General features: G+C 52.5%; 11 protein-coding genes. 7 read left to right on the forward strand and 4 right to left on the reverse strand.

Annotation, left to right across the window (positions count from 1 at the left end; translation table 11 throughout):
* Positions 1-104 precede the first annotated feature (104 nt).
* From RDM37_RS07660 to RDM37_RS07675, 4 genes are all read right to left on the reverse strand, one after another.
* Positions 105-785, reverse strand: a complete 681-nt coding sequence (locus RDM37_RS07660) for a 4'-phosphopantetheinyl transferase superfamily protein (protein WP_308556437.1) — start codon at positions 783-785, stop codon at positions 105-107.
* Positions 782-2,140, reverse strand: a complete 1,359-nt coding sequence (locus tag RDM37_RS07665; protein ID WP_308556439.1) for a gliding motility-associated protein GldE — start codon at positions 2,138-2,140, stop codon at positions 782-784. The genes RDM37_RS07660 and RDM37_RS07665 overlap by 4 nt, the downstream gene beginning before the upstream one ends.
* A gap of 34 nt (positions 2,141-2,174) precedes the next feature.
* On the reverse strand, positions 2,175-2,597 hold the full coding sequence (locus RDM37_RS07670) for a single-stranded DNA-binding protein (RefSeq protein ID WP_308556441.1): 423 nt from the start codon (positions 2,595-2,597) through the stop codon (positions 2,175-2,177).
* A gap of 147 nt (positions 2,598-2,744) precedes the next feature.
* Positions 2,745-2,924 carry a hypothetical protein gene (locus RDM37_RS07675; protein ID WP_308556443.1) on the reverse strand — a complete coding sequence of 60 codons (180 nt, stop codon included), beginning with the start codon at positions 2,922-2,924 and terminating at the stop codon, positions 2,745-2,747.
* Positions 2,925-3,201: 277 nt separating this feature from the next.
* Here RDM37_RS07675 and RDM37_RS07680 point away from each other — a divergent pair, with 277 nt between their 5' ends.
* The 7 genes from RDM37_RS07680 (at position 3,202) to RDM37_RS07710 (ending at position 16,247) form a co-directional block, all read left to right on the forward strand.
* The gene (locus RDM37_RS07680; protein ID WP_308556445.1) at positions 3,202-4,140 is read left to right on the forward strand and encodes an arginine deiminase-related protein; all 939 of its coding nucleotides are present in this window, start codon (positions 3,202-3,204) and stop codon (positions 4,138-4,140) included.
* Positions 4,141-4,143: 3 nt separating this feature from the next.
* Entirely contained in the window at positions 4,144-5,568 is a 1,425-nt protein-coding gene (gene radA / locus RDM37_RS07685; RefSeq protein ID WP_308556447.1) for a DNA repair protein RadA, read from the forward strand.
* 24 nt (positions 5,569-5,592) lie between these two features.
* A complete protein-coding gene (dgt, locus tag RDM37_RS07690; RefSeq protein WP_308556458.1) occupies positions 5,593-6,930 on the forward strand; it encodes a dGTP triphosphohydrolase in 1,338 nt (445 codons plus the stop codon).
* 363 nt (positions 6,931-7,293) lie between these two features.
* Positions 7,294-8,865, forward strand: a complete 1,572-nt coding sequence (locus RDM37_RS07695) for an Mfa1 family fimbria major subunit (protein WP_308556449.1) — start codon at positions 7,294-7,296, stop codon at positions 8,863-8,865.
* A 199-nt stretch (positions 8,866-9,064) separates the two neighbouring features.
* The gene (locus tag RDM37_RS07700) at positions 9,065-10,024 is read left to right on the forward strand and encodes a FimB/Mfa2 family fimbrial subunit (RefSeq protein ID WP_308556451.1); all 960 of its coding nucleotides are present in this window, start codon (positions 9,065-9,067) and stop codon (positions 10,022-10,024) included.
* A 39-nt stretch (positions 10,025-10,063) separates the two neighbouring features.
* On the forward strand, positions 10,064-11,506 hold the full coding sequence (locus RDM37_RS07705; RefSeq protein WP_308556454.1) for a hypothetical protein: 1,443 nt from the start codon (positions 10,064-10,066) through the stop codon (positions 11,504-11,506).
* 79 nt (positions 11,507-11,585) lie between these two features.
* Positions 11,586-16,247, forward strand: coding sequence for a hypothetical protein (locus tag RDM37_RS07710; protein ID WP_308556456.1), 4,662 nt, complete (start codon positions 11,586-11,588; stop codon positions 16,245-16,247).
* The last annotated feature ends 242 nt before the right edge of the window (positions 16,248-16,489 follow it).

Here is a 16,489-nt window from a genome sequence, read left to right on the forward strand (position 1 = left end):
TCCACGTGGAGATTTTGAAATATCCACGTGGAAATCACTTTTCCCCGACACAGCACTGTGTCGATGTGTAGTCGGATCTAAATTATTGTAGCGAGCAGTCCCAGTTACTCAGTCGGCAGGACGGTATCTCCTGCGCCTAGCACATAGGTGAGGTGGTATGGTGCTGTCGTGATGCTACGAAGGCGGTAGCCCGTGAGGAGGGTGGGGCGGTCGTCCCCTTCGTCGGCACAGATAGTGTAACGGGTGATCGAGTCGCTCCCCTCGTCACTGCTCCAGCTGGTAGAGACGGGGGCGTCGTGTGGCGAGACAATGTAGTTGGTCGCCAGGTGACGCTGAACCTTTGGTGGGTAGGCTTTGTAAGCAGCCTCCTTGAGTCCCCATACCGTGTAGAGCCATTCGCGAGCGGCTTGAGACTCCTCGGCTGCGAGCAGCTGATGATAGTGAGCCAGCTCAGCGGGAGACATAAACCTCGGAGCTATCTGTGGCAACTTATCACTGGCGATCTGTAGATCTACACCGATACCGTGCTGTCCCTCGCAGAGGACGAGGGCAACGTAGCTACCGCTGTGGGATAGGGAGATACTATAATCACGGTCAGGAGCATCAAGGCGGGGAGCACCCGTGGGGAGGTGCGTCAATCGCCAGGAAGTCTCTCTCGGGGCGAGCTCATCGAGGAGCTGCTGCGTCAGCGAGCGGTAGTTAGATAGGCTGGGTGCGATGCCAGATGGTAGCTCTGCGACGTAGAGTGTCCCTCCTAGCGGGAGGTCTAGCTGTGAGTAAGTCACGCCTGAGGCTCTGTAGGACTATCGCCCTGCGTCTCGGACGACTCTTTGGGATGCAGACGCATCTTGAGCTGCATGATACGGTGGCGGTCCATGCGCGTTACGGTGAAGTCAATGTCTGATATCGTTATCTGCTGACCCACCTGAGGAATCTCTTGGAGCACCTCTAGGTACAAGCCCCCAACCGTATCAACCTCCTCGTAGTGTGGTGCAAAGTACTCAGGCTCTACATCTAGCAGCTTGCAGAGATCGATCAGCGACATACCCCCATCGATCAGATAGACTCCCTCGGCAAGCCGTACGTAGGGCGGATTCTCATCGTCGTACTCATCGACGATCTCACCCACGATCTCCTCGAGGATGTCCTCGAGCGTGATCAGACCTGAGGTGCCGCCAAATTCGTCGATGACAATCGCCATGTGGATACGCTCCTGCTGCAACTCCTCCAGTAGGGTGTCGATCTTCTTATTCTCAGGTACGAAGTAAGCTTGCCGGATGATCTTTTGCCAGGGGAAGGTGTCCTCCTCGTGCATGTGAGGAAGTAGGTCCTTGACATAGAGCAGCCCCTGGATCGTGTCCTGCGACCCATCGTAGACAGGCAGTCGTGAGTAGCCCGTATCGACCGCAAAGCTCAGCGTCTGGTGATAAGCCCAGTGATAGTTGACGCCGACCATATCGACACGCGGCACCATGATCTCGTCGGCCGTCTTGTGGTAAAACTTGACAATCTCATGGATCATCTCCGTCTCCTTGTTGTCCCCATTGGTAGTGAGTGCGACGGCCTCCGAGAGGTCATCGACCGAGAGCTCGTGCCCCTTCTTTGCATTAGATCCGAGGAGCTTAGAGGTTTTGATCAGACCCTTGGAGCACCAAGCGATCCCTTTGTAAAGGGCAGACACAGCGGGAGCCGTCATCCGTATGAAGGAGAGCGGGTGACGCTGAGCGTAGATCTTAGGGATGATTTCGCCAAAGAGTAGGAGCAGGAAGGTGATGAGGACCGTCTGGATGATAAAGCCCGCAGCACGATTGGCCGAGAAGTCCCAGTGCTCCCCCACAAACCATGCGCAGAGGATCGTGATCGCCACGTTGACCGCATTATTGCCGATCAGAATGGTCGCCAGCAGTTGCTCCGAGTGTGATAGGAGTCGTAGTAGGCGCGAGTCGTTGGGGTGCTCCTGCTCTTTGATCTGCTGTACCTCTTGCGGGGTGAGCGAAAAGAAAGCCACCTCATTGCTCGACATAAAGGCGGAGCAAAGCAGTAAGACGAGGATGATCAAGAGCGGTATAGCATCTATCCAAACGATTGGATTGCTGTACACAATTCCCCCGAAAAGGCTTAATAAGAAGGCATCACCCATTGCTGCTACTATTGTGACTTATGCTGTAGCTGACCTAGCTGGCGGCGTCGCTAGGGTCAGATTGCGATACTGGTTGCTCGGCTGTGGAGCGAGTAGAGGTGCTCTCCTGACTATCGCTCTGCTTGGGACGGTTTACAAAGGTGACCTTGTCGGCCCAGATCTCTGTACGCGCCTGCGCCTGTCCCTGGCGATCGGTGTAGTTGTTGTAGCGTATCTCGCCCTCCACAAGGAGATGAGATCCCTTGCGCACCCAGCGCTCGACAAATTGCGCCAGCGAGCCAAAGATCACCACCGTGTGCCACTCGGTGCGCTCTGGTATCTGCGTGCCATCACGTCTCGTGTAGCCTGGTACAGAGGTCGCAAGGCGTAGCGTAGCTTGACAGGTACCCCGACGCGAATAGTGTACGTTGGGGTCTGCGCCTACGAAGCCTATTAGGATCGCCTTGTTGTAGTACATAGACTGAGCGGACGGGGTGACTAGGGGCAACCTTATATACGAACGCGAGAGACTTGTCTTACGTATGAGCAAGGCAAGCCCTCGATGATAGCCCTCAGGCTATATGTTAGGTTAGAAGTCTGCGCCAGGTCAGGCACTGGGAGGGGGTTACTTCTTGATAGTTGTAATCCGCTTGTTCAGGAAGATGTGTAGGAAAAATCCAGCAATCATCACGACACAGCCGATGAGATTAAACACATTTCCTCCCTTATCTAGCAGAGCGGGGACGATGAGTACGAGAGCCCCAATGAGGACTACCAGACTACCTATGGGATTGAAGTTTTTCATATACTTATGATTACTATCTAAGGTGATACTTGACAACGGAGGGTAGGGGAAGTCACCCCCATAGGGATGACACACCCTCGTACCGCAAAGGTAATACAAAATCAAGAGATAGCACACGCTCCTGCAACTTATCCGCTCGCGCACATCTCACGACAACTCTCCGACAGCTCCGATCCCTAACCTCTAACCTCTAACTTCTCAGTTTTCCCTATATTTGTCAGAGAAAGAATAAAGCTCCCCGCACATCTGCTGCGCAGGGAGCCGCTAAACAAACGATATGATAGACAAACAACATAAACTACTCACCCCTCACGTAACCAACGAAACGAACCAGCTCCGCAAAGTCGTACTAGGGCTGCCTCATGCGCTCGGCACGCAGCCGACACTCGAGGAGACTTACGATGCTAAGAGCTACCAAGCGGTCTTGCGGGGCGACTACCCCACGGAGCAGGTGGTGGTACGTGAGATGGAGGGCTTCCTCGCTATCCTGCAGCGCCACGGCGTGGAGGTGTATCGTCCTGAGCCGATAGAGGGGTGTAATCAGATCTTCGCGCGAGATGTCTCTTTCGTGATCGACGAGCACCTCTTTGTAGCACACATGATCCCCGATAGGAGACGGGAGGTAGATGCGTTTGCATCAATCTACGATCTCTTCGAGCCGAGTAGCGTGCTGCATCTGCCCGCCGAGGTACGTGTAGAGGGGGGCGATGTGATCCTCTATGATGACATCCTCTTCGTGGGGTGCTGCGAGCCGGGAGCCTTTGGGCAGTTTAAGACTACGAGGACCAATGATCGTGCGGTGGACTTCTTCCGTGAGTTCTTCCCGCACAAGCGTGTCGTTCCCGTGCCACTATACAAGCATGACCAGGATCCTTTGCGTGGTGTGCTACACCTAGACTGCGCCTTCCAGCCCGTGGGGCGTGGCTTCGCCGTCTTTTATCCCGAGGGAGTTGCTTCCAGAGAGGCGCGCGGGATCATTGGCGAGGTCTTTGGCCAGGACAAGCTATTGACCATCACCGCTGAGGAGGCTGTCGAGATGCATACCAACTTCTTCTCTCTCTCCCCCGAAGTGGTCTGTGTCGAGGCGGGTGCCGAGCGTCTGCAGCGTTACCTCCGTGAGGTGGCTGGCATGACTGTCGAGGAGGTACCTTACAGTGAGATCTCTAAGCAGGGTGGCTTGCTGCGCTGCTCCACATGTCCTCTAGAGCGAGCATGATAGATGGCAAAGGTTAAGACTATATATAAGTGTAGTGCCTGTGGTGCTACCTACAGTCGCTGGCAAGGCCAGTGCAACGAGTGCCAAGAGTGGAACACGATCGAGGAGGAGTTGTCTCAGCCGGAGACAACCTCTGGGCGCTCGACACCAGCGCAGGAGATACAGCGCAAGCTCAAGCAGATCCATGAGGGTGCTACGTGGGACGGGCTCCACTCGGAGGAGGTGCGCCCCATACAGCAGATCGAGGGGAGCGAGGAGAGTCGAGTAAACCTGCACGACGAGGAGCTCAATCGCCTCCTCGGAGGTGGACTAGTACAAGGCTCCTTCACCTTGCTGGGTGGTGAGCCGGGCATTGGTAAGTCGACGCTAATCTTTCAGACAGTCCTGCGCTGCCCAGAGCTCAAAACGCTCTACGTATCGGGCGAGGAGAGTGCTCAGCAGCTCAAACTGCGTGCTGACCGCATCGGCATACACTCGGAGCAGTGCCTCATCTACTGTGACACCGACCTGGACAACATACTCCTGAAGGCACTGCAGATAGCACCCGACCTGCTGGTCATCGATAGTATTCAGACGGTTACGACTGCACGCTCGGACTCTTCGCCAGGATCCATCAGTCAGATTAAGGAGTGTGCTAACCTGCTCCTGCACTTTGCCAAGAGCAGCGGCATCCCCGTGATCGTCATTGGGCATATCAACAAAGAGGGCTCCATAGCGGGTCCGAAGATCTTGGAGCATACGGTAGACACGGTCTTGCAGTTTGAGGGCGACAAGCAGCATCTCTACCGCATCTTGCGTAGCCATAAGAACCGCTTTGGCTCTACCGACGATCTCGGCATCTACGAGATGAATAGCTCGGGACTGGTCGCCGTGAGCAACCCCTCGGAGCACCTAATCTCGGGCAATACGGAGGGACTCAGTGGCGTCGTCGTCGCCTGCGCCGTGGAGGGTATTCGCCCGATCATGATCGAGACGCAAGCTTTGGTCAGTTCGGCTATTTACAATAACCCGCAGCGGTCCACCACGGGCTTTGACCTGAGACGACTCAACATGCTGCTGGCGGTTTTGGAGAAGCGGGCCGGCTTTAAGTTGATCCAGAAAGACGTTTTCCTCAATATCACGGGCGGCATCAAGATCAACGATACCGCGGTGGATCTAGCGGTGCTCTGTGCTGTCCTCTCCTCCAATCTAGACATAGCCGTCCCCTCGAAGACCTGCATGACGGGCGAGGTGGGACTGGCGGGCGAGATACGTGCCGTGAGCCGCATAGAGCGACGCATAGCGGAGGCGCATCGTCTTGGCTTCACGCGGATACTGATCCCCAAGGCGAATGCTAAGAGCCTGCAACAGCGGAACTACGACATAGAGATCGTGCCGTGTGATCGGGTGGATCACGCCTTCAGGACACTCTTCTCACAAAGACAATAGATACACTATATAATAATGAGTAGGATGAATTGGGATCAGCTGATCTCTAACCGACGCTTCGGGGCGCCAGAGCCTGAGCGAGCTGGCGCACTCGGTGGAGGCATAGAGATGCGTACCGAGTTTGACCGGGACTACGATCGTCTGATCTTCTCGGCACCATTTCGCAGACTGCAAAACAAAGCGCAGATCTTCCCCCTGCCTAAGAATATCTTTGTGCACAACCGCCTGACGCATAGTCTGGAGGTGAGCTGCGTGGGACGCAGTCTGGGCAACTACATAGCGTGTCGCCTGACGGACAATCAGGATACGCCTCATCGGGGTAGCATCGCTACGGTCGTCTCGGCGGCCTGTCTGGCACACGACATGGGCAATCCTCCCTTCGGGCATAGTGGCGAGCGGGCGATACGGGCCTACTTCACCGAGGGCAACGGACGCCAATGGTATGATGCCGTAGTAGGGGAGGGGCACCCGTGGGAGGACTTCGCTTACTTCGAGGGCAATGCCAACGGCTTTCGCTTGCTGACCCATCAGTTTGAGGGGCGCCGCCCCGGGGGCTTTGCTTTGACCTACACCACGCTGGCAGCTATTGTCAAGTACCCCTGGTCGTCGGCTAGGGCGCCTGAGAGCGGGAAGTTTGGCTACTTCCAGTCAGAGCGGGCTACCTACCTCGATGTGGCGGACTATCTGGGCATCCTGCCCGTAGATCCCGCCACGGGGCACTACGTGCGCCACCCGCTGGTCTACCTAGTGGAGGCCGCTGACGATATATGTTATCAGGTGATGGATGTGGAGGATGCTTACAAGCTGCGCATCCTGAGCTACGAACGTACGGTGGATCTGCTCCTGCGCTACTTCCCCGCAGATGGTCGCGATCATGCGCTGGCAACGCTGGAGACTATCGGCGACCGCAACGAGCGGATAGCTTACCTGAGAGCTAAGGCGATCAATATCCTCGTGGAGGCGTGTGCCGAGGTCTTCATAGAGCATGAGGAGGAGATACTGCGGGGCGCTTTTGCGGGGACGCTGGTTAGCCGAATGCCCGAGAGACTCTATGCGGCTTACCGAGCCAATAGCGAGGTGGCGCAGAGTGAGATCTACACGGCGCGAGCGGTGATCGACGTGGAGCTGGCAGGGCATCGGATCTTCTCAGAGTTGATCGACAAACTGATGCACTCGCTCCTACACCCGGACGATGCTTATAGTCGTACGCTCCTCTCGCTGGTGAGCAGCCAGTACAACCTGCACGAGGAGTCGATCTACGGCAAGCTCCAGTGCACGCTCGACTACATCTCCGGCATGACCGATCCTTACGCGCTAGACCTCTACCGACGCATCACCGGCATGAGCCTCCCGGCGATCTAGAGATTAGAGATTAGAGACGAGTAAGCCCTTTGTAGGGACGCACGGCTCGTGCGTCCGTTGTATCAAAGGCTACAGCGTCGTGGTCTTAACGATAGTGGATTACACGTCCCGTTTTTAACGGGGACGGACGCACGACCGTGCGTCCCTACATGTCGCTACCCGCTCTCTAACTTCTAATCTCTAATCCCTAACCTCTATTTCCGCTAGGAAATACCGATTATGTCAAATGAAATACCGAATATGTCAAGTCGCTTGGGGTGCTAATGATTATATTATGCTTAACTTTGCACGGTAGATAGGCGACATTTTCATTTCGGTGATACTATCGAATAAACTTTATATCAATCAAATAACAAACACAGAATGAACAGAACAGTAAGAATTCTGCTGGGCCTTCTAACGATTGGCCTAGTCGCTCTGACCTCCTGCAAAAAGGACAATCAAGAGCCCAAGAAGAACGAAGGCACGACCTATGCCAACGTCTCCATCAGCATCCAGTCCGACGTTACGCGTGATGCTACCGATGATGCGGCTCAGCACAACCCTGCGGGTACGTGGAACGGTAAGGATGCTATCAAGACCATCGCTGTCTACATCGTAGACAATGCAAACATCTCTTCGGGTGACTACGATGAGAGCAAATTCAACATCACCGCTGCAACAGCAGATGGTTCTTCAAACATCACCATCACGCCTAAGGAGGCTATCCTTACGACTCCTGGTGAGAAGTCTGTCTATGTACTCATCAACGCAGATCAGAAGATTAAGGATTACCTAGACAATGCTGTTACTCCCTTTGCCTTCAAGAAGGCTTACGCAGCAGCTGTCAAGCTAATCACTGCTCAGGAGGCTGCAAAGACTGAGCTTAATGGAACGGATCCCGAGGACGTCATCATGATGACCAACGCTGAGGAGTGCAAGCTCGCAGTTGCTGAGGGTGTCACCAAGGATCAGGCTGAGGCTGCACAGAATCCTCAGAACCGCGCCTCTGTCAAGGTAAAGCGTGCCGTAGCTCGTGTCCTACTGACTACGACTGCTGATACCTATGAGGTTAAGTACAAGAATGGCGAGAAGATGGGTACCATCAAGGATATCACCTACGCTGTAGCTCAGGGCGAGAAGTCTTTCTACCTCATGCAGATGGTTGACAATGGTATCATCAAGACTCCTGCATACGGCTTCGTTCCAGTGAAGGACACTGAACATCCTGACAAGCTCACAGCTGATAGCTATGCAAAGATGGGTGAGTACTATGACTACAGCGACCTTGTTGAAACGGCAAAGGCTGGTAAAGCTCGTGCGGCTGCTGTGGCTACAGATCTAAATGATGCTTTGAAGATCGGTGCTCAGTCACTCACGCAGAGTGTCTTCATGTTTGAGGCTTCTCACAAGTACGGCAAGACAGCTGATGATACAGACTTCCGTCGTGCTAACACACCTTACGTACTCGTTCGTGCGAAGTTTGTCCCCGCTAAGTTTGAGGATGAGGCTGCCGATAACCAGTACACTGAGGGTAGCACCTTCTACATGGGTGAGAACGGTCGCTTCTATATCAAGAAGGAGAACGTTGTAGACGAGACAAAGGGTGGTATCAAGGATCAGAGGTACTACACCTATGAAAATGCTAAGGTGATCTACTACGCATTTGTCAACCCAGACGTGGTTGGTAAGACGATCAACGCACCAGCTTATCGTAACAACATCTACCACATCAGCGTCAAGGGCTTCAAGACGATCGGTATGACTTGGAATCCTCTCTTCCCAGAGGATCCTGACACACCCAATCCTACGAACCCAGATCCAAAGCCTGGGGATGATCCCGTACCTCCTATCACACCAGGTGAGACGAATACTCCAAAGGAGACCTACATGGCTGTAGACATTACGGTTATCCCCTGGAACGTACACACCTACGAGATCGAGCTTACGGTCTAATTGACTGACTATCTGACTAACGTTTCTAGTGGCCACTAGTGCTACTAGAAACTTTAGCAACTTACTAATAGGGACGCACTGATGGACGTGCGTCTGGCAGTGCGTCCCTATCTTTTTTTCCCCCCATTATCGTTAGCCTTACGATCCGACCCTTTCCTCTAAACCGACACATCTGATCTCTCAATCACTGCTACATCTTATGAAGCGACACACTATATATAGTATACTCCTGCTGCCTCTCCTCCTCTTATCACTCGTCAGCTGTGATAAGCTCGTATACGATCGAGGCGAGTGCCCCACGATACTGGTCTTCACACCCTATATGCAGACGCCCTGTATGTCTGACTCGGCTTACATAGGCAAGGCAGGCTACATGGACATCGTCATCAGTGTCCCTTCGTCAGGAGAGATCATCACATACAAGCATCTAGAGCCAGCTGACCTGACGGCTAACACGGCCATAGAGATTCCTGTACCGAACGAGTGTAGTGAGACCTATCGCTACACCATCTGGGTGGGTGCTACCCCCCAGCACTACACCATGAGTGACCTAGAGCCAGCCTCGGGCAATAAGCACCCCGACTGCCGCCTAGCACTCCAGCTCAACGAGCAAGACAGACACGAGGGTCTACTGCCCGAGCCACTCTACTTCGCCACAGATACGGTCGAGTGTCCTATGCCTCGAGGCGGTGTAAGCACGAGAGTGCCCGTCGCGCCAAACCTGACGCGCTATAGCAACGACTTTGACATAAGCCTTACCGAGCTACCCAGCAAGATCATCTATCCGCTCCATATAGAGATCGAGGATAACAACGCTGCTTACGACTTCATGGGTCAGCTGACCAATCCTACGAAGCATGTCATCTACCAGGCGCCACTACCCAACGAGGGTACGACACGTACCGCACGTCTCAGCACGCTACGACTAGATGATCCGAAGACAAAGCCCCAGCTGAGTCTCGTGCGCTCCGATACGGGTGCTAAGATCTTTACCTACGATCTCAAGAAGTTGCTCGCTAAGAAGCCTGACTACCGCCCCGAGTGCCAGTTTGAGTACGACGTTGAGATACGTCTCAAGACGCTTCCTGACAATACGCACTATGCCGTTGAGATCCTCGTCGATGGCTGGAAGGTACACTCCTATGAGATCATCCTCTAAGCCCATTCTTATAGACCACACTAACGTTGTCACATCATTATGAATAGACTACGACACACCCATATATATACGTTCCTCCTCGTCTTGGGGGCGCTCCTCACCAGCACCAGTTGTGTGCGAGACTACAACAGTCTTGAGGGAGAGGATGACGGCAACAAATACCTCACGCTGACGCTCTCTCTATCCCCCAGTGGCAATGATGAGCTACGTATGCAAGGGCCCGACTACAGCATCAACTCCGACAAGACGAATCGCGAGGACTACGTGAACGATCTACGCATCTTCCTCATCAACAAAAACGGAGTAATCAAGAAAAACGTCTTCTTTACCAATCTGGCTCCGAGACCCGCATACGATTATAGCACGGGTTCAGAAGATGAAGGAATCAGCTATAAGTACCAAGGTGGTAAGGCACAGGTCACCTTCCGGCTCACAGAGAGGGAGCTAGGCTACTACGACCTAGTCGTCGTCGCCAATGAGGGTGCTTATAAGAATCGTCAGACGCTTAACCCCAACCCAGTTGAACCAGGTCAGGAGTCCTATTGGGATAATGAATTTAAAAGAGAGGAGAAGGCTGACGCAGCGCTTAGGAAAGCACTAAGAGAGGCGCAGACGCTAAAAGACCTCAAGAACATACGTATCCCCGTCACGAGACGATTCTCTGATACGCATGAAGGATTGCGCTATAATCAGAGCTACCCATATACAGATGCCGTTTGTCCGATGACTGCCGAGTATAAGGATGTTGACTTCACCGGGGGTGGTACCAAGGACAATCCGCGCGTGATCCAGCTCGACAATCCTCATGGTCGTACGAAAGGCGTTGAGCTTCTGCGCACCTTTGCCAAGGTCGAGCTAATCTACAAGAAGTGTGTGTGGCTCTCTTGGAATGAGAAGGGTGAAGAGCAACTGAACTGGATAGGCCCGTGGAGATTTGTACATCCCTATGGACCTCATATCTGTCAGATGCCTAAGGATGTCAGTCTCTTCCCTATACAGGAGTACTCTAGTGCTCAGGATACTGTAGTTGGCTTCCTCGGTAGAGAGTCTGATGAATATGTACGTCCACAAGAACGCTTTGTCATTGGGTATGACGAAATACTCCAGAAGGTCCTAAAAGAGGGCGTCCCCATTGGTGGTGGCTATCTGCTGGACTATAGGATGTACTTCTATATCCCCGAGAAGCTCGTCCCCGAGGGTCCTGTTGAAACTGTGAAGCCTCTTTACCTATGGTTTATATGGTATCATTATGGCGACTTCCGTCCCTGGCTAGATATAGCTGCTGGCTCCCATCAATTGCGTGCCGAGGAAAAATGCTACTTTGATCACCTAAATAAAAATGACAAGGGCGAAGACTATGTAAAGCCTATAGGCTCGTTCAGTCCATCGAACAAGAGTGTCTTCCGCAATCGCCTCTACAAGATAACGCTAACCCCAAAGGAGGTAGAGCCCCCCGCAGGCAATGGCGAAGCCTTTGAGTAAAGTTGTATACGGAACATCTTCTTATCTACGCAGACACACACATTATCAAGTAAATCTCCCCTATAAACAGATATAGGCTATGAAGCAATACAATAGCACGACACTAGTGCGCACTATATGGAGTCTTCTCCTTGCCCTCTCAGCACTCTGCCTGATACCCACCGTGGCAGAGGCGCAGTTTGAGCTTGTTTATGAGAACCCCATGACAGGTCGACCTACTCTCAAGGGGTCTCCTGAACCCACTGGAACAATAAGCTTTTCATTCCAGAGCCAGAAGGAAGGTCAGCTCCCTTATACAGTCAAGCTAACCCAGACACCAACTGGCTATACAGGCTCTACGACCTTTAAATTTGACAAACGCCAGGATAGCTACTACATTTTTGGTCTTCCTGCGGGGAATTATAAGTTGGAGATCTCTGATGCTAGTGGCTATAAGGTGTCCAGAAAAGGTCTGGTCAAGGAGACGACTGCACTGCAGTTCCTTCCACAGCCGTTTACCCAGGAGTTCACCTCTCCGCATCATCTCCGCTGGGTCGGTGCACTCCTTAAGAGAGGAGGACATAGCTACTACAACCGGGATATCATAGACTCTTTGAACGTTTACTTTGAGTTTGCTATCTGTACTCAAGGGGAGTATGAAAACTATAGGTATAGAAGAGGCACACTCAACTGGATGTCGCTGACAGATACTGGTCAGGAGCCCACCTTCGATGGCACCTTTGGCGTGTGGCGCGTTAAGGTGCGGGAGAGAAAGCAACCTTCTTATGACACGATAATTGTTGAGAAGCCCTGCCTCTTTGTAAAGGTGCCTGTTGATGGCCCCTCTCCTAGCGAGATGTATGCTAGGAGTGCTTATGCAACCCCAAGCGAAATGCTCTCAATAGCTATACGTGTCAAGGGCTCGACAGATCCTAAGTATAGTGCCTTTGCATACAATGCCTATGGCGGTGCTGAAGGAGCGCAGACATTTGATCCTAACAACTGGCTGGAGGTCATAGGCGGAGCTCCCTCTCCTTGTGATGTGTATAAGCCCACTCTTAGGATCAAGGAAGAGTGGGCCAAGAAGTTGACATTCCCTGTGACGCTTAGTGTTAGGAATATGAACGATCGAATGTGGACTAAGCCAGAGATGCTCTATATAACCTTTACCGAGGAGAACTATATGATCCCTCAAGAGTTTCCGGGGGGGCATATGTCGCCAGGGGTCTGGAATCGAATTTATATGAGGGATAGCTCAGTCCCGTTCAAAGACTCTTCTCTAGGACTCAAGCCTAATGACACGAGTGGAGAGCCTGTTATACCTGGATACAATCCTGAGGTCTACTATAGAGATACAGACACGACCCGCATGTGGAATGAGTTCTCAGGTTGGCATCCAGACTTGAAAGCTGGTAAGGTCGGATGGGACTACTGTGAGGGTACGGTAGATAAGGTTTTAGCTATAGCTGTACAAGAGCGTCGCTGGGGACGAGCTTACAAGAGTAACCTTGCCGGTGCTAAGTTTATACTGGTCAAGGCTCCTGAGGGCTATGAGGAGTACCGAAAGCAGTACAAGTATTTCCCTGAGCTCAATAAACCTCTTGTCCTGCCAGAGAAGCATCAGAGCGACTGGTTTTTTCCATTCGCTAGTAATGATGCTCCAGAGGAAAACCCCTATATGAATCCATGCTATGATGTCAAGGTCCCAGAGGGAGAATACTATTGGAGGATTGAGTTCACTGACCTCTGTGGAGAACCGAAGACGCTCCCCACTCCAACAACAGAGGTGCAAGGTCCATTCAAGACTTCCATTTATTACAATGCTATAAAGTATGAGCTAGAGAATGAGGGCGAGGACTTAAAGCCACAGTACGAAAAGGTCGGCTGTGACAGTTTACGTGTCTATCCTTTCCGTGGGGCGAAGTCTCGTAATATTCTCTTGCGCAATGGTGAGCCTGCTCCAGTATATGCGAGGGCTGTCCAGACTACCACTAACGAATATGGTTATGAGAGGTTCGTTGCCTCAGGGACTACCTCCTTTGACCCTGCGGATCTTAATCAGAAGCCCGAAGATCAATACATCGTGCTCCCTTGGCGCAACTCTACTATAGATACTATAGAGATACAATATAACTATGAGCCTATAGATCAGTTCACCAAGATTATTCCCTGTCTTGACCTAGGGATGAAGTTCACCATAGAGACAACAGGTCCTACTTATGATCGGGATCAGCTCTACACCTATATCTGTCCGAGTGGTAAGACTGCCTATGTGTCGGTACTGCCCATTCGTACGGCTGGTGAGACGCTCGTAGAGCTACGAGACGTAAAGGATGCTAATAAGCCTTCTTACGCTAGCCAGACGCTCGCCTCGACGGATCAGGGTAAGCCTGTCGTCTTTAACCTCACTGGGGAGCAGATCCAGCCTGAGTATATGCTCTATATTAAGACAGGGTCTGACGACTCAGACTGTCCCCTAGACAATGGTGGCGAGATCATCAAGATGAACGATCTGCGAGGCTCCTCTTTCATCATTGGCGCTAATGATACCAAGTATTGTGTGGGGGATACTATTAAGCTAGAGTGCCCGCCCATCACGCCTGAGTCGGAGTACACTTGGACACAGCCAGATGGAACGAAACATCAGGGTCGCAAGGTCACCATTGGTGCCGCAACCTTGCCGCTCTCTGGAGAGTGGCAGCTCGAGGTCACAGCGGTGCCGTGCGATGGCACACCAGCACCGCAGACGGTGCCCTTCATCCTATCTGTCGCTCCGCCCGAGCTATGGTGGCGTAAGGATGCCAAGTCTGCAGACTGGAACTCATTTGATAACTGGGCCGACAAGGATGGTAACCCTATTAAGGCGATCCCTGCTAAGTGTACCGATGTACACCTCCCAGCGGTGGTCGACAACTTCTATCCAAACCTAGACCCAAACAAGCCAAATAGGACGCCGAAAGGAACGGAATGGGAGCCACTCGGAGAGCCTGTATGCAACGATATCTACTTCCACTTCGGCTCTGCGCTAGGTCAGCCTCAGCGACTGACTGAGTACTCTCGCGCCTTTATCGACTACAACTTTGGAGTCGTACAGCCTGACGGGTCTATCCAAGCGCATAAGGATTCTAAGCATCCAGGTGCTTACGATCGTCTCCTAGATCGAGACCGCTGGTATATGATTGCTACGCCACTCAAGAATGTCTACACAGGAGACTTCTCTCTAGCTGGCTATCCACTCACCTATCAGCGCTACATCAAGGTAAAGTTTTATGGAGATAACCCTATGCCTGAAGAGGCTACCTTTGACATTCCAATGAACAAGCTGGGGCGTTCTACGGTCGCTTACAATCACGCTTTAGCATTCAAGGTGGAGGGTTACCACTCTGGTAAGAAAGGTGCTGACGATCACAAGAATCTCAATGGGCTAGACGGTATCATCCGCTTGCCCTACTATGAGAACAAGGAGCGTGCGCCCTACTATCCACTACATCGTTATTACGAGAAGTGGTATTGGTATAAGACTGATAGCATAACGAATGAATCTACAGTAACAGACTCAATAGTTGAGCGAAGATCCTACTTCGCCTACTTTGACCTGAACACGTTAAAGCCAGTTACTAAGGTGGACTCGGTCAAGAGAGACCCTGCACTGGACTACCGCTTCCTCTTTGAGGATGATAAGACAGGGAAGATTGGTACTACAAAGTCTTATGACAATAAAAATAAACAATTGCTTGATGTCGAGGGCTATACTATGAAGATTACCTCCAGCTCTAAGTCTCCTAACGGTTCTTATGTTATGATAGGTAATCCATTTATGTCGCCCATCCGGTCTGCAAGGCTTCTCGCAGCTAATGTGAAAAATTTGGAGCGAAACACTCTTTATATCTTTACGCAAGGAGCGTGGCATTACGTAGGACCTGGTGTTGGCTTTGGTAGTCAACTCAGAACCTTGAGAGTCATTGCGCCACTTCAATCTTTTGTCGTCAAGCTAAAGAAAGGGAAAGAGGATACCTCTGAGTTCTACTTCCCTACGGGAGCGCTTGAGAATCCTAACAGTGGCTATGGAAAGGAGACTGTGCTACGCAGCACGGACGAGGAGTCGGATGAGATCACCGAGCGGTATGTCGCTGTGAAGGTCACCGATGCCGAGGGTGGCTATACCTCTGCGGTACTGCTACCCGAAGATACGGAAGAGTCGACGCCAGCACTGATGGCTCCGGAGGGTATGCAGACAGCTCCGCTCGTCTACTTCATCAGCCCGACCGATAGCACCTGCAACTTCGTACAGACCAATGTACCTAGTGCCGTGGTCGAGCTAGGCGTCTTTGCGCCTACCGATGGCATGCTCACGCTAGACTTCACGACGTTGGCCGAGAAGCCCTTTGACAAGCTGGCGCTCTACGATCGCCTGCGAGGCACCGAGCAGGATCTGCTGGTCAACTCGACCTACAGCTACGGCTATAGCGAGCGTGACGGACGCCGCTTCGAGCTACGTATGTCGTACGGTAACATCCGCTACGACGAGCAGCAGGATCACCAGCCTGATCTAGCCATCGAGCGCACCGCTACGGGCTATCGCATCTCCTACGATCAGGGTATAGCAGGCTACCAGCTGTACAGCGTACACGGCTATCTACTAGAGCGTGCTACGACCGATGGTCAGACGCAGGTAGATATCGAGATGCCCGAGACGGACGTCGTACTGCTCGACGTACAGTCTGTCGACGGCCTCCGCTGGATCAAGAAGCTTCAGCGCTAAGAACGCGCTCGTCGCATATAAATAGAGTAATCGGGGTAGCCCTCCTAGTGAGAGCTACCCCGATTGCTGTATCATAGCCACTGATCTGTCTGGTGACGAGTAACGATGCGTAGGGACACACGGTAGTATCGAGCCAGAGGGCGTCCGTTGTTGAACGATCTTGACGATGTAATCATTAACGAAAACGACCGCTTGCGGTCGGACGCATCGTAGCCCCCAGTCGGAGGAGCGAAGCTCCGAAC

The sequence above is a fragment of the uncultured Porphyromonas sp. genome, from assembly GCF_902489635.1.
In the GTDB taxonomy this organism is placed as follows: domain Bacteria; phylum Bacteroidota; class Bacteroidia; order Bacteroidales; family Porphyromonadaceae; genus Porphyromonas.